The following is a 17,361-nucleotide window of genomic DNA, read 5'->3' as shown; positions in this document are numbered from 1 at the left end:
TGACAGCTTGGTGCGGCGATTTCAATCGGCCGATATCTGCCGTGCCAACGCAATATCGACGTCGGTTATCCCTCCACGGTCGTGAGTAGTAAGTGCAATCTCGCAATAGCCCCAGCCAAAGGTGATATCGGGATGATGGTCGGCGGCCTCAGCCAGCTCACTCACACGATTGACAAACGCGAGGCTCTCGGCAAAGTTATGGAACTCATACCTTCGCGTCAGCATATTGTCGCGGGCCGCCCAGCCGTCAAGAGTTTCCAGGGCCGCGGCCAACTCTTTGTCATCCAAAATCCGTCGTTCCACTTAATTGCCTCCGGTCTTTACGCTATACTACATATTTTTGATGCTTACGAGATTATCCAACCTAATGAGTGTGAGAAGCAAAGCCGTCGTTGTCGTGGGCCTGTTAGTGGCCTGTCTTTCGGCGTGCTCGCGTCCGCCTTCGACACCGATCGAGACATTCAAGACCTACGTCAAAGCGATCAAGGCGAAGGACGTCAAGGCGATGCGCGTGCTGTTGTCCGAGGCGACCTTGAAGATGCACGAGCGGCAGGCCGTTGCCCAGGGAACGACAGTTGACGAGATCATAAAGCGCGAGACGCTCTTTACCGAGAATCAGCGGTCGGTGGAGTTTCGCGACGAGAAGATCGAAGGTGACAAGGCGACGCTGATGGTCAAGAACTCGTATGGATCCTGGGAGACGGTGCCGTTCATCAAAGAGGACGGCGTCTGGAAGATCGACAAGAAGGGCTTTGCTGACCGTATGACCACGGACATCGAGCAGGAGAACGACCGCAAGCTCGACGATCTCATCAACAAACCGACGGGTGATTCTCAGATGCCGTCGTCAACCGTCGGCCCGTCCGCATCACCCTCACCGATGCTGTCACCCGTCGACGATCTCGAGGGGGAACCGCTGAACGGGGCGGCAGATCCCAGCCTCTAAGGAGCATTTGTGGTATTTATCAAACCGTTCAGGGCCCTGCGTCCGTCAGCTGAGAATGCAAAGCGCGTCGCGTGCGTGCCGTATGACGTGATCTACGAATCAGAGGTGCGAGAGTATCTCGCAAAGAATCCGCTCAGTTTTCTTCGCGTCACGCGGCCTGAGGCCGATTTTCCCGAGGGATCAGGACCGACGCCACAGGAGGTATTTGCCCGCGGCCGTGAGAATCTCGAACGCTTTATTACCGATCAGATCCTGACGCCGGACCCTGACGACGATATCTACGTCTATCAGCTTGCATCTGACGGGCATTCGCAGACCGGCGTCGTCGCATGCTGCTCGATCGAGGAATATGAGCAGGGCATGATCAGAAAGCACGAGAATGTTCGGCCTGACAAGGTCGAGGAACGCACGGCACACCTGCTGGCGGTCGGAGCTCAGACGGGGCTGATCTTTCTCGCTTTTCGCGGCACGCCTGAGATCCACGACCTGATCGATACGACCGTGACGACAGAGCCGATATACGATTTCGAATGTCCTGCGGGCACTCAGCAGCGAGTCTGGCGTGTCACGGAAACTGCAGCTTGGATCTCAGCCTTTAGTAGGGTGCCGTCTCTCTATATCGCTGATGGGCATCATCGCGCCGAGAGTGCAAAGCTCGCTCGTGACGAGATGCGGCACAACAATCCCCATCATACCGGTGAGGAACAATACAACTTCGTTGTTACGGGCATGTTCCCGGCCGAGGACCTTCGTATCCTGCCATACAATCGAGTTGTAAAGGATCTGAACGACATGGCTGACGACGAGTTTCTCACGCGGCTGCAGGAATCATTTGTCCTCATCGGGACAGGCGAGAAAGAACCGCAGAACCACGGTGAGTTTTGCCTCTACCTCGCGGGCAAGTGGTACTCATTCCGACACAATCTGCAGTACATTCGCGAACCGGATCCGATCGAACGACTCGACGTAAGCATACTGCAGGACAATGTGTTTGGGCCGCTGCTCGACATCAAGGATGCACGCACCGACGATCGTATTGGCTTTGTCGGTGGCCGCCGAGGTACCGCCGAGCTCGAACGCCTTGTGAACGAAGGTATAGCAGCCGCGGCGTTCTCGATGTATCCTACGACCATGGATGACCTGCTTGCTGTCTCGGACATGGGCGAAATAATGCCGCCAAAATCAACGTGGTTCGAGCCGAAGCTCAAGGACGGCCTGCTCATTCATCTCATCTGACAATGGACGAACGCCTCGCCAACATTCGCCGCGACTATTCGGGAGAGGAACTCTCTCAGGCGAATGTTTCGGCCGACCCATTCGTTCAGTTTGGAAAGTGGATGAACGAAGCAATTGCGGCGGAGACAGATGAACCAACGGCAATGACGCTCTCGACTGTCGGCGAAGATGCCCGGCCATCATCGCGCGTTGTGTTGCTCAAGGGTTTTGACGCCGACGGTTTTGTCTTCTTTACCAACTACAACAGCCGAAAGGGACGTGCTCTTGCGGCAAATCCGTTCGCCTCGCTAAATTTCTTCTGGCCGGAGTTGGAACGTCAGGTGAACATAAGCGGAAATGTCGCAAAAGTCTCAACCGAGGAATCCGATGCGTACTTTGAGTCGCGTCCCTATCTCAGCCGTATCGGGGCGTGGGCTTCGGAGCAGAGCGAGCCGATCAGCTCGCGCGCGGTCATCATGGCTCGAGCCGCAAAGCTCGCCGTCAAATACGCGACCGGTGTTCCGCGGCCGCCGCACTGGGGCGGTTTTCGCGTATTACCTGACCGCGTCGAATTCTGGCAGGGAAGGCCAAACCGCCTCCATGATCGAATTGTATATACGCTGGATGGTAACGAGTGGAGCATCGCACGGCTTTCACCATGATCGAGACGGAAAGATTGGTCTTTAGAGAGTTTACCGACGACGATCTGCCGTGGTTGATCGAGATGCGTTCACCTGAGGCCGTCAATCGTTATTTGGGCGGGACGGCGATGCAGAATCCTGACGCTCTCGCTAAACGGATCAAATATTATATGGAATGTCACGAGAAGTTCGGCTTTGGCTTCTGTGTGATGATCCACAAAGTGACCGGGGAACTGATGGGTTCGGCCGGCCTGCAGCCGCTCGAGGACACAGGCGAGATCGAGGTCGGTTATAATATGTCGGAAAAGTTTTGGGGCCAGGGCTATGGCTTTGAAACCGCCATTGGCTGGCTGAAGTTTGGTTTTGACGAATGCGGATTGGAACGGATCGTCGCGGTTGCGGCTCCCGAGAACACCGGTTCTTGGCGGATCATGGAAAAGTGCGGGATGCAGTATGAAAAGACCGAGCTCCATTACGGAATGGAGTGTGTCGTTTACGCGATCTCACGTGAGGATTTTGCCCTGCGGACCTCTTAAATGCCGACAACACTCATAACCGGAGCATCAAGCGGCATCGGCGAGGCCTTTGCGAAGCAACTCGCGTCGCAGGGACACGACCTCGTGCTCGTGGCCCGGTCCGAAAAGGCATTGAACGACCTTTGTGATGAGCTTATCGTTCGTGAAAAGGTCTCGGCCGATTATGTCGTTCTCGACCTGACGAAGCCGGACGCCGACGTAAAGCTCTTCGCCGAGACGGAACGTCGCGGCATCGAGATCGACTGGCTGATCAACAATGCGGGCTTCGGCTCGGCGGGTGATTTCTCAACGCTGCCGCTGGACCGCGAGTTGGAGATGATAGATCTGAACGTCCGAGCTCTCGTCGCGATCACTCACCGCTATCTAAAGAGAATGCGTGAACTGGGCCGCGGAACGATCGTCAATGTTTCATCAACCGCGTCGTTTCAGCCGATACCGTTCATGGCTACCTATGCGGCGACAAAAGCCTTTGTTACTTCATTTACAGAGAGTCTAGTAGAGGAGAACAAGCCGTTTGGAATACGGATCATGGCATTCTGCCCGGGCTCTACGAAAACCAATTTCTTCGCCGCATCAAGTATCGAGCGGCCCGTGACGGTCAAGGGGCAGCATACCGCGGACGAAGCCGTCAGTGCATTTTTGAGAAGCGTCGGAGCGGGACGGGCCCGGTTTGTTCCGGGAGTTGTCAACCGCGTTGGCGCCGCCCTCGGAGCACATTTGCCAACTGCTATCTCAAGGCGTCTGATGGCAAAGGCTTTGCGTCCTCGCTACCAGGAAGAAAAATGAGATTTACCGTCCTCGGCAGCGGCTCGACCGGCAACTGCGTGCTGATTTCGAGCGAGACGACAAACGTCCTGATCGATGCCGGCCTTAGCGCCCGCGAGATCATGCGCCGCTTGGCGGAGGTCGGCGTGCCGCACGATCGTCTCGACGGAGTCGTCGTCACGCACGAACACGGCGACCACATCGGCGGGCTTCGGGTGCTGATGCGATCACTTCGCTGTCCCGTCTATATCTCGGGAATTACCGAGGATGCATACTATGACACGCGGGCGGGCGGGCGCAACGGCAGCAGCGAATCATCGAAACGGCGGACGGCCCTCGACCGACGCACGGTAGAGATCGAATCTGATCGTGAGTTTCGCATTGGTGACATCGATTTCCATCCGTTCAGCGTGCCACACGACGCCGTCGATAATTTTGGATTTGTGGCAAAGCAAGGCGGTGTAAAGGTCGCTACCTTGATGGACTTTGGCCACATCGACGACACGATCAAACAGAACCTGCGGGGCAGCGACGCCGTCGTTATCGAGTCAAATCACAGCCGCGACATGCTCCGTGCCTGCTCGCTATACACGTGGGACCTGAAGCAGCGAATAATGTCGCGCACCGGCCATCTCTCGAACGAAGCCCTCTCTGACTGGCTCACGGGCGATTTTGATGGCTCGGCCCGGCACATCGTTCTCGCCCATCTCTCGCAGCGAGCGAACGAACCGAACCTCGCCCGGATCAACGCCGAGGCCGCCCTGCAAATGCGCGGGCCGCTATTCAAAGCAGACGCCAAGGTATCGGTCTCGCAGCCCAGACAGCCGACTGACTGGATAGCTTTCTGATCAACTCAAAAAAGGGAAGCAGTAGCAGATTTCTCGTCACTTACACCCTTAAAGCTCATCCTGTGGATCTGACACGGGCCGTGATCGCGGATCGCGTCGTAATGCGAGCGGCAGCCATAGCCCTTGTGCTCGGCAAAACCGTATTGCGGGAATTTGGCGGCGTAGCTCGCCATCAATTCGTCGCGATAGGTCTTAGCGAGGATCGAGGCGGCGGCTATAGAGACAGAGATCGCGTCGCCCTTGATGATCGCCTTTTGCGGCAGGGGCGTAAGCTTGAGCCTGAGGGCATCGATGAGTAGGTAATCGGCTTGGGGCGTGAGCGAATTGATCGCCGCGTACATCGCTTTTTTGGTGGCCTCGAGGATGTTGATGCGGTCGATCTCGTCGGCCTCGATCTGGCCGATCGCGAACGCAACAGAGTGTTCACGCAATTCGGAGGCAATTTCGTCGCGTTTCTCCGGAGTGAGTTTTTTTGAATCGTCGAGACCGTCGGGAAGGGGTTTTGTGAGGTCAAGGATACACGCTGCGGCCACCACGGGCCCCGCAATGCAGCCACGGCCGACCTCATCGACACCGGCGACAAGTCGGTAGCCTTCGCTGCGTGCCTGTTCCTCAAAGTCACAGCCGATCGACCAAACGGTGCGATCGGCTGTAAGCAAGAAATCGTTCACGAGGCGGATTATACCGCCTCGTGTTCTAGAAAGCTAAATTGAGAGTGTGCGGCAGCTATTTCGCCGACTGTGCCTTGTTACGGGTATCGCGTTCCTTGATGCGGGCAGCCTTGCCGCGAAGATCGCGAAGGTAATACAGCTTTGCTCGGCGGACCTTACCGCGTCGGATCACGTCGATGTGATCGACGACCGTTGCGTGGAGCGGAAAGATACGTTCGACGCCGACGCCAAAGCTGACCTTTCGCACCGTTATCGATTCGCGAACGCCGCCATGCTTGCGGGCAATGCAAACGCCCTCGAAAGCCTGCAGGCGTTCCTTGTTGCCTTCCTTGATGCGGACATGCACGCGAACGGTATCGCCCGGCTGAAAAGCAGGAATGTTCTCTTTTAACTGTGTCTTTTCGACAATGTCTAGTCTGTTCATTTTTATCCTCGGCCAGAGGTCAACGGCTTACCGCTCACATTCACCATTTTCGTCTTTTATTAGATCGGGGCGTACGGCCCGCGTCTTTTCAAGCGCCATCTGGTAGCGCCATTTTTCAATTTCGGCGTGATCGCCGCTTAACAAAACCTCGGGAACTCTCATCCCGTGAAACTCCGCCGGCCGCGTGTAATGCGGGCAATCGAGCAGCCCGTCGGAGAACGAATCGTTCTCGGCCGACGTGTCGCTGCCCAACGCATCGGGCAGCAGCCTCACCAAACTGTCAACGACCACGACGGCCGCCGGTTCGCCACCCGAGAGCACGTAGTCGCCGATCGATATCTCGTCGGTGATGAGTGCCTCGTTGACGCGTTCGTCCACGCCCTCGTAACGGCCGCAGATCAGGGCGAGATGCTCAGCGTCATCCGCCAGGCCCTGTGCCATCGGCTGGCTGAACGGCCTGCCCTGCGGCGTGAGCATAACGACGCGCGTTCCCTGCGGATAGGCGTCTCGATCGCTCGTCCCTGTCAAACTTTCAATCGCGGCAAATATCGGTTCGGGCTTCAATACCATCCCGTCGCCGCCGCCAAACGGCCGATCATCGACCATTTTGTGCTTGTCCACCGCGTATTCGCGTATGTCGTGGACGTCTATTTCAACAATTCCCGCTAGCTTTGCCCGGCGGATTATCCCGAAGTCGAACACTTGTTCAAAAAACTCGGGAAAGATTGTAAGAACGTCGATCTTCATTCCTGTAATTTCAGATCTGAAATCTAAAATTCCAACAGCCCGTCGGGCGGATCGATCACGATCTTCTTCTTCTCAACATCGACCTCGATGCAGATCGCTTCGGCGAACGGGATCAGGAACTCTTTAGTTCCATCGACGACGAGCAATTCTGTGCCGCCTGTCCGCATCAACTCTCGGACTGTGCCGATCTGGTCGCCAGCGACAGTCTCAACGCTGCATCCGGCAAGCTCCCAATCGTAGAACTCGCCTTCCTCCAGATCGACCGCCTCGTCCTCTGAAACACATATCTCAGCGTTCCTTAGGGTTTCGGCTTCATCGATCGAATCGACGCCGACGAACTTCAGCACGATGCGGCCCGACTGGAACCAATGCCTTTCAATTGTCAATTCCCGCCGACTCTCGTCCGGCATTACGGCTGTCACCGTTTCCAGTCCGTCGAACCGCTCAGGAAAATCCGTCAGCAGGTCGGCTATGGCCTCACCCTTAATACCGCGAGGCTTGGCGATCCTGGCGACGGCAACGAGTTCCAATTCAGTCCTCGATCAGGTCGAGATGAAACCGCTTCCCGTGTTTCTGCCCAGCCGCGAAGAGGAGACTCCTGATCGCCTTTACGGTCCGCCCTTCGCGGCCGATAATGCGGCCCATGTCGCTATCAGCCACGCGAACCTCGATGCGGACAGTTTTACCATCCGCGATCTCGTCCACCTCGACAGCGCCGGGCTCGCTCACGAGCGAAGTGATTATCTTCTCGACTGCTTCCTTCATCCTCTGGAACTAAGCCGCCTGGCCCTCCTCGGCCGGCGTCTCCTCCGCCTCGGCTTTGGCTTCTTCGGCCGGTGCAGCTTCAGCCTCGGCCGGCGCGGCCTCAGCTTCGGCTATAGGAGCTTCTTCAGTAGCCACTTCGACCGGCTCCTCAGCCGCAGATGCGTCTTCGACGGGAGCCTCGACTGGCTCTTCGACTGCAGGTGCGTCTTCGGCTGCGGCCTCGGTGGGTTCTTCCGACGCCGGCGATTCCTCGGCCGGAGCCTCAGCGGCTGCTGCTTCGGCGGCGGCCTTAGCGGCGGCCTCCTTCTCAGCGGCTTCCGCGGCGAGGCGTTCTTCCTCGGCCTTGCGAGCCTCGGCGCGAGCTGCGTCGGCCGCAGCCTTCTTGTCGGCACGTGCGGCGAGCATGGTCTCACGCTCCTCGTCGGTCATCACGGGGTTGTTCTTGATCAGGCTCGCGACCGTGTCGGTCGGCTGAGCACCGACGCCGATCCAGTACTGGATGCGGTCGTGGTTCAGCCTCACATCCGCCGGGTCCGCGAGCGGATCGTAGGTCCCGAGGTTTTCGAGGTACTTGCCGTCTCGCTTTGAGCGTTTTTCCTTAACTACGACGCGGTAAAAGGGTCTCTTCTTCGCGCCCATTCTCATCAAACTGATTGCTAGCATAGTTTTCTACTTCCGAGAGGTTGGTCCCGACACTCGTCAGGATTCAACGTCGCTTCTTATGTCTCTTTTTCTTCCTTAAACCGTTATTTGCTGAGCCCGTCGGCCCGTCATCCGAATGATCTATCGCCGAACCGCCGCCAAGCATCCCGAGCGGATTGGAACCGCCGCCAAGCATGTTGCCCAAACCGCCGGCCAGACCGCCCGCCATCTTGCGGGCCATGCCGCCAAATAAACCGCCGCGGTTCATCTGGGCCATCATCTTTTTCATCTGCTCGTACTGACGCAGAAGCTGATTCACTTCGCCGATCGTCGAGCCAGAACCGCCCGCGATACGAGTCTTGCGGCTGGCATCGATCACACGATGGTCGTTCCTCTCCTGACGCGTCATCGACCCGATGATCGCCTCGGTTCGCTTCATCTGGTGATCGACCAGGGCCGACTGTTCGTCCGTGATCGTCATGCCGCCGGTCATCTGCTCGGGCAGCATTTTCATCAGCTTTGACATCGAGCCTAGTTGCTTGAACTGTCCCAACTGCTTCTGAAAGTCTTCAAGCGTAAACTGGTTACGCGTCATCTTGAGAAGCTGCTCTTGAGCATCCTTCTCATCGATCTTGCCCTGAACTTCCTCGATCAGCGTGAGCACGTCGCCCATCCCGAGGATCCGCTGCGCAATGCGATCTGGATAAAACGGCTCGATCGCGTCGTACTTTTCGCCGACGCCGACGAACTTCACCGGCTGTCCGATAACCTGCTTGATAGACAACGCCGCACCACCGCGGGCATCGCCGTCCATCTTTGTCAGGACAACGCCCGTCAAGCCGACGCGTTCATGAAATGTCTGAGCGGAATTGACCGCGTCTTGGCCGGTCATGGCATCGGCCACGAAAAGGATCTCGATCGGCTTTGTCTCGGCCTTGATCGCCTCGAGCTCGGCCATCAACTCATCGTCGATATGCAGCCGGCCCGCCGTATCGACCATCAGCGTGTCAAAGCCGGTCTCGTTAGCGTATTTGACTGCGCCACGGACGATCATCATCGGGTCGTTCGTCTCTTTCGCCTCGTAAACCGGAACGTTGACTGCATCGCCGACGACTTTCAACTGTTCGCGAGCCGCGGGCCTGTAAACGTCCGTCGAAACGAGCAGCGGCGTTCGCTCTTGATTGTCAGCCAGCCAACGAGATATCTTGCCGGTCGAGGTCGTCTTGCCGGAGCCCTGCAGGCCGACGATCATCACCACGTTCGGTGTCTGCTTGGTAAAGACGAGTCGCGACGACGTGCCGCCCATCAAGTCCGAAAGCTCGTCATAGACGATCTTTACGACTTGTTCATGCGGCTTGAGGCCATTCCAAACCTCTTCGCCCTCAGCTTTTACGCGAACGGATTCGACAAAATCCTTGGCGACCTTGTAATTGACATCCGCCCCGAGCAGCGCCATCCGAATCTCGCGCAAGGCGGCATCGACGTGCTCGGGCGTGAGCTTGCCCTTGCCGCTCAGATTTCGCAGCGTTTGCTTGAGTTTGTCAGACAGCGATTCGAACATAATTACCGGCCATTAGACGCACTTCGGCGACAATAGTCGAAACTATAAATAGTAGTATTTAGCGCATTTAGTGTCAATAAACGCGCCTATGAAAGTAGGCGGCCGATAGCCGATATGACAGTGTCAGGATTGACACCCAAAATGCACTTTGGCTCACCGTAAACATCGCACCGGTAGCCGGGACAAGGCTGACAGGCAAACTCCTCATAAACGATCTCATTAGGAGCATCGGTCCACGGACGCCAGTGGTCACGGTTTGACGAGCCAAAGATCACCACGGTCGGAGTAGCAACCGCCGCAGCAATGTGGGCAATTCCCGAATCGTTACCGACAAAAATGCGCGCTTTTGACGCGAGCGCAGTGATCTCGGGCAGGCTAAGGTCATCAAAGGTCCTGATCGGCACATTCACAGCACTCACAAGCTCTCTCAGTGTCGCGGCCTCCTTGCGAGATGAGATGGCAACCGTCCGCAGTCCCTTCTCGGCCAGAAACTCAGCAGCACGAGCAAAATTCTCCACAGGCCACTGCTTTGTGAAAAAGGCGGTTGTTGGATGGATCAACGCGTAATCGCCGCCCTCATAAACGTTACGAATCTTCGCCGTCCGGCCGGCATCGGTAACCATCAATCGGCTCCTGGGCCTGTCATCCACGGGGACGCCGACGAACCCAAGGAGTGCAAGCTGCTGCTCGGCAGAATGTGTTACTGTCCGTTGCCAAAAATCAGCGGCCGATGTCAGCAAATGGTTGTAAAGAAACGCGTATCTGAAGCTCTTGTACCCGACGCGGTGCGGAGCGCCGCTCACGCGGACGAACCACGTCGCAGTGGTGCCGCCATGCAGATTGAAAGCGACATCATATGAACGGCGCCGAAGGTCCAGGCCCACCCGAAACCGCTGACCGAAATCTCGCCCAACCGAGATCACGCTATCGATGACGTCAAAACCGTCGAGGACAGGTGCGACCCAATCCTCGAGCAGAACGTCGATCCGGGCATCCGGAAGGAAACGCCTTAGAGCGATCAGCGACGGCGTCGACAACACCGTGTCGCCGATCGAGCGCAGCTTGACGACGAGGACACGTCTGACCTTTGTCCAATCAAGCGTCATAGAGGCAAACAAAAAGACGGCCCTTGGGCCGCCTTCCATTCTCGATCTTCCGTTGTCACTTTTCCATTTTCCGTGTAGCTTCCTCAACAAGCATCACCGGGATCTCATCGCGGATCGGATAGACCAACGAGCATTCGACGTTCAGGCATTTGAGACGCGTTTCGGCCTCGTCGACCTGTAGTTCGGACTTGCACCGCGGGCACCGCAGGATATTTAGCAATTCAGGGCTGATGGCCATAGCCGTTAGGCGGTCTTCGTTCCGCACTCCGGACAGAATTTAGCACCGGCGGCAAGTTCGAATTGGCAATTCGCACACTTGACCTTCTCTTGCGTTGAACCACATTCTGAGCAAAATTTTGCTCCTTCGCGGAGCTTAGCTCCACATTTTACGCATGGAACCTGGACGACCTCCATCTTGCCGCCACAGTCGGCACAGAACTTAGCGCCCGCCGCATTTGCTTTGCCGCAAGCCGGACACGGCAGAGTAGTGGCCGCCTGACCACCGCCGGCACTGCCCTGTGGGCCTGCCCCAAACGCCCCGGCCATCTGATTTCCCACCGCAAAACCGGCGCCAAGGCCCGCTCCGAGGCCAGCGCCGCCGCCTTCATTCTGTGCGGCATCGCGAAGGGCATCTGCGGCCTGGAACTTCATATACTGATCGACATTGCCGAGAGCTCCCATCGCCGCACGCTTGTCCATCGCCTCTTCGACCTCAGGCGGCAGCGAAATGTTCTCAACAAAGAACTTGGTGACCTCCAAGCCCCAACTATTAAAATCTCCGTTGATAACGGCCCGGATCTTTTCGCCTATCTCCTTATACTGCGCGGCGAGATCGAGGGCGGGAATTTTCAATTCACCCAAAGCGTCCGAAAACTCAGTGACGATGGCTCGTTTGAGCTGGCCGTCGATGTCCTCCGTCTGGAAATGAGCGTTCGTTCCGGCGATCTCCTTGATAAAACCGCTCGGATCGGTGACACGCAGGCTGTATGCCCCGAATGCACGCAGGCGGACGATGCCAAAGTCGTTATCGCGCATCATCACGGGGTTCGACGTGCCCCATTTCATGTCCGTAAACTGTTTGGTGTTAACAAAATAGACCTCGGACTTGAACGGCGAGTTAAAGCCGTATTTCCAAGCTCCGAGCTTACTCAGGATCGGCGTATTGCCGCCGTCGATCTCATACTTGCCGGGCGTAAAAACGTCGGCGACCTGTCCCTCAAACACAAAAACGGCCGTCTGCGATTCGCGGACGATCAATTGGGCACCGTTCTTGATCTCCTGTCCCGCCACGGGGAAGCGATAGACCAGTGTGTCCTGGCTGTCATCGAGCCACTCGATGACCTCAATGAACTGGTTAAGGGCGGCTTCTTTAATCTTGTCAACAATGCTCATTTATAATGCCTCCTTAGGCGTAACTCTAAACGATAAGATAACACAGAAAGTTGCCGGTTTGTCAGAACCGCCTGCGTAAGCGGGCGGTCAGCTCGTCGGAAGAAACGAGCCGGCAACGCCACTGATCATTCTGGGCACTCGCCATGGAACTGGCTGCCCGCTTACGCAGGCGGTTCTGACCTCGGCCGTCCCGTCAGCCACAGGAGTATCGTCATCACCGTGCCGCCCGTAACATCGATAAATACGTCAAACACCGATGCCGTCCGTGACGCCAGAAAACTTTGGTTTGTTTCGTCGGCCACGGCAATAACGATAACCAACAAAACCGGGAGCAGATACCGAAATTTCCGCAAAAACTCCGACGTCGACATCACGCAGGCACGAGCGGCGAGAAAGGCGAGAACGGCGTACTCGGTGAAATGTGCCGTTTTGCGGACATAGCCGTGGACGACCATTCGGGTCGCCTCAGGCATTTCGGGAAAAAAGAAATCGAGCAACGGCCCGATGATGCGCGACGTATTCGAGAACGCACCCTCTGGGCTCGAGAGATAGAAGATGACGCCCAGCCATAAAAAGACCGGCACATAGGCCGTCAACCACACGTGCCGGTCATTTGAACCTGAAAACTGCACCTAGCGGCAGCCTACATCTGGCTAAAGACGGCCATACCGCCCCCGAAGACTATGATCAGCCAGCCGACGACCATTATCACCCACTGCATCCAGCCCGTCTTCTCCATGATGCAGAAGATCAGCCCCGCAAGCAGCGAGAAGAAGAAGATCAGCACGGCCCATAAGGCTCCCTTCGCCTTGAATGCCACGACCATCAGCCATATCCAGCCGACGAAGAACAGAACAACTCCCAAAATGCTCAGAATACCACCCATAGTTTCCTCCAAGAATTTATTGGTAAAGCTAAAGTTCCAACCGCAAACACACCTCGTTTGCCCATGTTCAAGTGAACGACGGTATGCTACAACACAAACGGGAAAGTTCAAAGTTCAAAGTTCAAGGTTCAAGGTCGCATTAGCAACTTGAACCTTGAACATGGAACTTTGAACTACGCTTTATGCTGCCGCGGCGCCGCTGACGACCTCGATGATTTCTTTTGTGATCGCGGCCTGGCGGATGCGGTTCATATTGAGGGTGAGCGTGTCGATCAGCTCGCCGGCGTTCTTTGACGCGGAATCCATCGCCGTCATTCGCGAGCCTTGCTCGCTGGCGACGGATTCAAGCATGCCGCGATAGATCTGCGTCTCAATCTGTTTGGGCAGTAATTTGCCGAAGATCTCGGCGGCGGGCTGCTCGTAGATGTACTCGGCCTCCCCAGCGGTTTGTTCGCCGTCGCCGGCTTCAGCCTTGGGAATCGGAAGAAGCTGTTGGATGACCGGCTTTTGCGAAAGGACGGTCTTGAACTCGGTAAAGACGACAAAGACCTTGTCGATCGATTCATCTTCGGTGAACTTCGTGATGATCTTGTTCGCGATCTCGACGGCGTCGGCGTGATTGACCTGGCCAGTCCCGGTGAGGCCGATGTATTCATCGGTCAACTCGATCTCGCGGCGTTTGAAAAAGTCGCGGCCCTTGCGCCCGACTGCCATCATTGACGACTTTTTATCGGAATTCTCTCGAATGAACGCCTGCGTTGCCTTGATCACGTTGGCGTTAAACGCCCCGGCAAGCCCCTTGTCGGCACTGATGAGCACGAGCAGGTACTTATTGTCGCCACGCTCATCGAGCAGCGGGTGCGAAAATTCGCCCGAGACCTTGCCGCTCAATGAGCCCAAAACCTCGCTCATCTTCCCTGCATAGGGACGCGACGCCGTCACGCGGTCCTGCGCACGTTTGAGCTTTGCCGCAGCGACCATCTTCATCGCCTTGGTGATCTGCTGTGTGTTCTTGACCGACTTAATGCGTCGGCGCATGTCTAACAAACTAGGCATCTCTATCTGTTGTCTATCAACTCGTCAACCGTCAAACGGATATCGTCCGCGATCTTTCTTAACAGAAAAGGTGAAATGTCCCTTCCCTTATGATCCGGTACGGTCGTAAACCGCCCGTCCGGGTGTTTGAACTGTCGGTGCGATCCACGCTGCCGGATCTGCTCAAAGCCTAAGTTTTCAAGAATACGAACAACCTAACGCGGCTTTAATACCGGAACGTTTCCCATTACTCGCTCAACGCGATCAACTGGGTTCCAATAAAGTCGGCCTCCAGCATCGGCTCGCCGTCCTCCAGCAACATTCCAACAACTTCACGCAAGTTCTCGTTAAGTTCGTCGAGCGTGTCACCTTGTGAATGGGCGCCGGGAAATCCTGGAATATACCCCACGAACAGACCCGTCTCACGACACTTCTCAACGACCGCTGTAAAGTTGTAGGTATTCATATCACTTACGCCGCCGCGGCGTTAGCCGTCTCCCAACGCGTTGCCTTAAAATCCTCGACGGCTTCCTTCATTGAGGCCTTGAGGTCGTCGTCGATACTCTTCTTATCCCGGAGCGTGCTGAGCACGGCAGGATGTGATTCTTTGATGAACGTATTCAGTTCGTCCTCAAATCGCTTGAGATCGTCGACGGCGACATCGTCGGCAAGGCCATTGGTCACGGCCCAGATGATGAGGACCTGGTCCTCGACCTCCATCGGCGAATATTGTGGCTGTTTGAGTATCTCGGTCAGCCGCTTGCCCCGCTCGAGCTGGTCTTGCGTCGATTTGTCGAGGTCCGAGCCGAACTGTGCGAATGCTGCCAGTTCGCGAAACTGCGCGAGGTCGATACGGAGCGTTCCCGCGACCTGTTTCATGGCCTTGATCTGAGCCGAACCTCCGACGCGAGAAACCGAGTTACCCACGTTGATAGCGGGACGAACGCCGGAGTTGAAGAGGTCAGACTCAAGGAAGATCTGGCCGTCGGTGATCGAGATGACGTTCGTCGGAATGTATGCTGAGATGTCGCCCGCCTGCGTCTCGATGATAGGAAGCGAAGTTAGCGAACCGCCGCCCTTGGCATCCGACATCTTTGCCGCACGCTCAAGCAGGCGTGAGTGCAAATAGAACACATCGCCCGGATACGCCTCGCGGCCCGGAGGACGGCGGAGCAGCAGCGAGATCTCGCGATAAGCTGCGGCCTGCTTCGAGAGATCGTCATAGATCGTCAGAGCGTGGCGGCCGTTGTCGCGGAAGTATTCGCCCATGGCGCACCCCGAATACGGGGCCAAGAACTGCATTGCGGCCGGATCCGAGGCCGAAGCGTTGACGATGATCGTATAATCCATCGCACCGTACTCTTCGAGCTTTTGTCGGACCTGAGCGACGGTCGAGGCCTTTTGCCCGATGGCGACATAGACGCAGATCACGTCTTTGCCCTTCTGGTTGATGATAGTGTCGATCGCGACGGCGGTCTTGCCGGTCTGGCGGTCGCCGATGATCAGCTCACGCTGGCCTCGGCCGACCGGGACCATCGAGTCGATGGCCTTGAGGCCCGTCTGCAGCGGCTCTTTAACCGGCTGGCGTTCGATGATCCCGGGAGCGATACGCTCGACCGGAAAGTATGTGTCCGTAACGATCTCGCCGCCGCCGTCGATCGGGTTGCCGAGAGCATCTACCACTCGGCCGATCATCGCGTCGCCGACAGGCACACTCATGATACGGCGTGTCCGCTTGGCCTCGTCGCCCTCTTTGATCTTCTGAAAATCGCCAAAGAGCACGCAGCCGACCTTGTCTTCCTCAAGGTTGAGTGCCAAGCCGCGAACGCCGTGGTCAAATTCGAGCAGCTCGCCCGCCATGACCTTTTCAAGGCCGTAGATCTCGGCGATGCCGTCGCCTATTTTGATGACCGTGCCGACCTCGGCAACGGTCATCGAGGCGTCAAAATTCTCGATCTGTGCACGAATTATCTCGTTGATCTCGTTTGCTTTTATTGCTTCCATGTTTGGTTATCGAATCTCGTTGCTAATTTGATAATTAATATTTTGTAATTAGTTATCGTTAATCTACTTTGTCCCGATCAGCTCGGTTCTGAGCGTATCGAGCTTTGTCCGCACGGACGAATCGTAAACCGTCGAGCCGATACGTGTGACTGTGCCTCCGATAAGGTCGGCATCGACGCTGTAATTTATCGTGACCTGCTTGCCGGTCAATTTCGCCAAGGCCTGCTCAAACTCCGCTCTCTCGCTGTCCGGTAGCTCACGGACCGATGTGATCTCGGCCGAGACGACGCCGCCGCGTTCTTCAAGCACGGCTGCAAATCTCTCGTTAATGCCGCCAAGCTCAGTCAAACGGCTGTTTTGAAGCAGCACGCGCAGAAAATTCGCTGTCGTTGTGGACGGTTTTGTCCGAGCGATGAGTTGCCCGAGCACTTTCTCTTTATTGACGTGCGAGATCGACGGATTGGCAAAAACGCTCGCTAATTCGTCATTGCCGTCGATCATCTCGCCGAAGGCAGCAAGCTCGGCCTTTACCGCCTCAGAACTGCCCGACGATAGAACAACGTCGGCGAGTGCGGTCGAATATCGTCGGGCGATAGCTTCAACACTCATACTAATTCAGACCTCCGATCTCGCTAATGCTGCCGCGAACGAGCTTTGCGCTCGCTGCATCGTCGATCTGTGATCGTAATTTCTCCTCAGCCAGCCGAATGCTCTCCTCAGCTGAGAAACGCCTTAGGGCCGCTTTCGACTGACCGGTGAGACGAGCGACCTCGCTCTGCATCTGCTGACGCATCCGTTCGATATCGGCCTTGGTCTGCTCCGCGAGGCGCTTCTTCTCAGCCGCAGCTTCGGCTTTCGCATTCCCGAGAATCGTCTCCTTTTCGGCCTCGAGTCCGGCGAGATTCGTCTCGACTGCTTTTAACCGCGAGAGAGCCGCCTGACGTTCCTCTTCTGCTTTGATCAGGTCAGCACGCACCTTTTCGCGCGTGGCCCTAAATGTTTCGCTCAGCGGCTTTTTGAGCACGTAGGCAAGGATCGCGATAAAGATCGCGAGGTTCAGGAACTTCCAAGCCTCGAATCCGGGAATGTTGAACCAAGTATTGTAGAATTCGGTGAAGCCACCACCGCCCGAGCCGGCGGAGAGCAGCATAAAGCTTGTAAGGGTGGCGAACATATC

General features: G+C 56.5%; 24 protein-coding genes and 1 pseudogene. 6 read left to right on the top strand and 19 right to left on the bottom strand.

Features of this window, described 5'->3' with window-relative positions:
• Nucleotides 1-21: 21 nt before the first annotated feature.
• On the bottom strand, nucleotides 22-291 hold the full coding sequence (locus IPM59_04560) for a 4a-hydroxytetrahydrobiopterin dehydratase (GenBank protein MBK9214859.1): 270 nt from the start codon (nucleotides 289-291) through the stop codon (nucleotides 22-24).
• Between the two features lie 76 nt (nucleotides 292-367).
• Here IPM59_04560 and IPM59_04555 point away from each other — a divergent pair, with 76 nt between their 5' ends.
• Genes IPM59_04555 through IPM59_04530 form a run of 6 tightly spaced genes read left to right on the top strand, consistent with a single transcriptional unit; the run spans nucleotide 368 to nucleotide 4,951 of the window.
• Nucleotides 368-946: a DUF4878 domain-containing protein gene (locus tag IPM59_04555; GenBank protein MBK9214858.1), complete on the top strand. Its 579-nt coding sequence runs from the start codon at nucleotides 368-370 to the stop codon at nucleotides 944-946.
• A 9-nt stretch (nucleotides 947-955) separates the two neighbouring features.
• The gene (locus tag IPM59_04550; GenBank protein ID MBK9214857.1) at nucleotides 956-2,182 is read left to right on the top strand and encodes a DUF1015 domain-containing protein; all 1,227 of its coding nucleotides are present in this window, start codon (nucleotides 956-958) and stop codon (nucleotides 2,180-2,182) included.
• A 2-nt stretch (nucleotides 2,183-2,184) separates the two neighbouring features.
• Nucleotides 2,185-2,823 (top strand): pyridoxamine 5'-phosphate oxidase, encoded by a 639-nt coding sequence (gene pdxH, locus IPM59_04545; GenBank protein ID MBK9214856.1) that lies wholly within the window; start codon nucleotides 2,185-2,187, stop codon nucleotides 2,821-2,823.
• Nucleotides 2,820-3,338 carry a GNAT family N-acetyltransferase gene (locus IPM59_04540; protein ID MBK9214855.1) on the top strand — a complete coding sequence of 173 codons (519 nt, stop codon included), beginning with the start codon at nucleotides 2,820-2,822 and terminating at the stop codon, nucleotides 3,336-3,338. Before pdxH ends, IPM59_04540 begins: the two co-directional genes overlap by 4 nt.
• The gene (locus IPM59_04535) at nucleotides 3,339-4,124 is read left to right on the top strand and encodes an SDR family oxidoreductase (protein ID MBK9214854.1); all 786 of its coding nucleotides are present in this window, start codon (nucleotides 3,339-3,341) and stop codon (nucleotides 4,122-4,124) included.
• Nucleotides 4,121-4,951, top strand: coding sequence for an MBL fold metallo-hydrolase (locus tag IPM59_04530; protein MBK9214853.1), 831 nt, complete (start codon nucleotides 4,121-4,123; stop codon nucleotides 4,949-4,951). Before IPM59_04535 ends, IPM59_04530 begins: the two co-directional genes overlap by 4 nt.
• A gap of 5 nt (nucleotides 4,952-4,956) precedes the next feature.
• Here IPM59_04530 and IPM59_04525 read toward each other — a convergent pair whose 3' ends face one another.
• From IPM59_04525 to IPM59_04440, 18 genes and pseudogenes are all read right to left on the bottom strand, one after another.
• Complete coding sequence (locus IPM59_04525; protein ID MBK9214852.1) at nucleotides 4,957-5,580, bottom strand: ribonuclease HII; 624 nt, start codon at nucleotides 5,578-5,580, stop codon at nucleotides 4,957-4,959.
• 97 nt (nucleotides 5,581-5,677) lie between these two features.
• Nucleotides 5,678-6,046, bottom strand: coding sequence for a 50S ribosomal protein L19 (rplS, locus tag IPM59_04520; GenBank protein MBK9214851.1), 369 nt, complete (start codon nucleotides 6,044-6,046; stop codon nucleotides 5,678-5,680).
• Between the two features lie 27 nt (nucleotides 6,047-6,073).
• Nucleotides 6,074-6,793, bottom strand: coding sequence for a tRNA (guanosine(37)-N1)-methyltransferase TrmD (gene trmD / locus IPM59_04515; GenBank protein ID MBK9214850.1), 720 nt, complete (start codon nucleotides 6,791-6,793; stop codon nucleotides 6,074-6,076).
• A gap of 23 nt (nucleotides 6,794-6,816) precedes the next feature.
• Entirely contained in the window at nucleotides 6,817-7,323 is a 507-nt protein-coding gene (gene rimM, locus IPM59_04510) for a 16S rRNA processing protein RimM (protein MBK9214849.1), read from the bottom strand.
• Nucleotide 7,324: 1 nt separating this feature from the next.
• Complete coding sequence (locus IPM59_04505) at nucleotides 7,325-7,558, bottom strand: KH domain-containing protein (protein ID MBK9214848.1); 234 nt, start codon at nucleotides 7,556-7,558, stop codon at nucleotides 7,325-7,327.
• Nucleotides 7,559-7,567: 9 nt separating this feature from the next.
• Nucleotides 7,568-8,221, bottom strand: coding sequence for a 30S ribosomal protein S16 (rpsP, locus tag IPM59_04500; protein MBK9214847.1), 654 nt, complete (start codon nucleotides 8,219-8,221; stop codon nucleotides 7,568-7,570).
• 43 nt (nucleotides 8,222-8,264) lie between these two features.
• On the bottom strand, nucleotides 8,265-9,761 hold the full coding sequence (gene ffh, locus IPM59_04495; GenBank protein MBK9214846.1) for a signal recognition particle protein: 1,497 nt from the start codon (nucleotides 9,759-9,761) through the stop codon (nucleotides 8,265-8,267).
• 86 nt (nucleotides 9,762-9,847) lie between these two features.
• Complete coding sequence (locus tag IPM59_04490) at nucleotides 9,848-10,906, bottom strand: glycosyltransferase family 9 protein (protein ID MBK9214845.1); 1,059 nt, start codon at nucleotides 10,904-10,906, stop codon at nucleotides 9,848-9,850.
• 16 nt (nucleotides 10,907-10,922) lie between these two features.
• The gene (locus tag IPM59_04485) at nucleotides 10,923-11,105 is read right to left on the bottom strand and encodes a Trm112 family protein (protein MBK9214844.1); all 183 of its coding nucleotides are present in this window, start codon (nucleotides 11,103-11,105) and stop codon (nucleotides 10,923-10,925) included.
• A gap of 5 nt (nucleotides 11,106-11,110) precedes the next feature.
• Nucleotides 11,111-12,259: an SPFH domain-containing protein gene (locus IPM59_04480; protein ID MBK9214843.1), complete on the bottom strand. Its 1,149-nt coding sequence runs from the start codon at nucleotides 12,257-12,259 to the stop codon at nucleotides 11,111-11,113.
• 161 nt (nucleotides 12,260-12,420) lie between these two features.
• Nucleotides 12,421-12,891, bottom strand: coding sequence for a VanZ family protein (locus IPM59_04475; protein MBK9214842.1), 471 nt, complete (start codon nucleotides 12,889-12,891; stop codon nucleotides 12,421-12,423).
• 11 nt (nucleotides 12,892-12,902) lie between these two features.
• Nucleotides 12,903-13,145 (bottom strand): hypothetical protein, encoded by a 243-nt coding sequence (locus IPM59_04470; GenBank protein ID MBK9214841.1) that lies wholly within the window; start codon nucleotides 13,143-13,145, stop codon nucleotides 12,903-12,905.
• A gap of 180 nt (nucleotides 13,146-13,325) precedes the next feature.
• Nucleotides 13,326-14,201 carry an ATP synthase F1 subunit gamma gene (atpG, locus tag IPM59_04465; GenBank protein ID MBK9214840.1) on the bottom strand — a complete coding sequence of 292 codons (876 nt, stop codon included), beginning with the start codon at nucleotides 14,199-14,201 and terminating at the stop codon, nucleotides 13,326-13,328.
• Between the two features lie 2 nt (nucleotides 14,202-14,203).
• Nucleotides 14,204-14,428, bottom strand: a pseudogene (locus tag IPM59_04460) (type II toxin-antitoxin system HicA family toxin).
• A complete protein-coding gene (locus IPM59_04455) occupies nucleotides 14,428-14,646 on the bottom strand; it encodes a type II toxin-antitoxin system HicB family antitoxin (GenBank protein ID MBK9214839.1) in 219 nt (72 codons plus the stop codon). The pseudogene IPM59_04460 and the gene IPM59_04455 overlap by 1 nt, the downstream one beginning before the upstream one ends.
• A 5-nt stretch (nucleotides 14,647-14,651) precedes the next feature.
• On the bottom strand, nucleotides 14,652-16,184 hold the full coding sequence (locus IPM59_04450; GenBank protein MBK9214838.1) for a F0F1 ATP synthase subunit alpha: 1,533 nt from the start codon (nucleotides 16,182-16,184) through the stop codon (nucleotides 14,652-14,654).
• 63 nt (nucleotides 16,185-16,247) lie between these two features.
• Nucleotides 16,248-16,793 (bottom strand): ATP synthase F1 subunit delta, encoded by a 546-nt coding sequence (gene atpH, locus IPM59_04445; GenBank protein MBK9214837.1) that lies wholly within the window; start codon nucleotides 16,791-16,793, stop codon nucleotides 16,248-16,250.
• Between the two features lies 1 nt (nucleotide 16,794).
• Nucleotides 16,795-17,358, bottom strand: coding sequence for a hypothetical protein (locus tag IPM59_04440; GenBank protein MBK9214836.1), 564 nt, complete (start codon nucleotides 17,356-17,358; stop codon nucleotides 16,795-16,797).
• Nucleotides 17,359-17,361: the final 3 nt, after the last annotated feature.

The sequence above is a fragment of the Chloracidobacterium sp. genome, assembly GCA_016715795.1.
In the GTDB taxonomy this organism is placed as follows: domain Bacteria; phylum Acidobacteriota; class Blastocatellia; order Pyrinomonadales; family Pyrinomonadaceae; genus OLB17.
The sequence above is the reverse complement of the archived record's forward strand: the minus strand, read 5'-3'. Positions and strand labels throughout refer to the sequence as shown.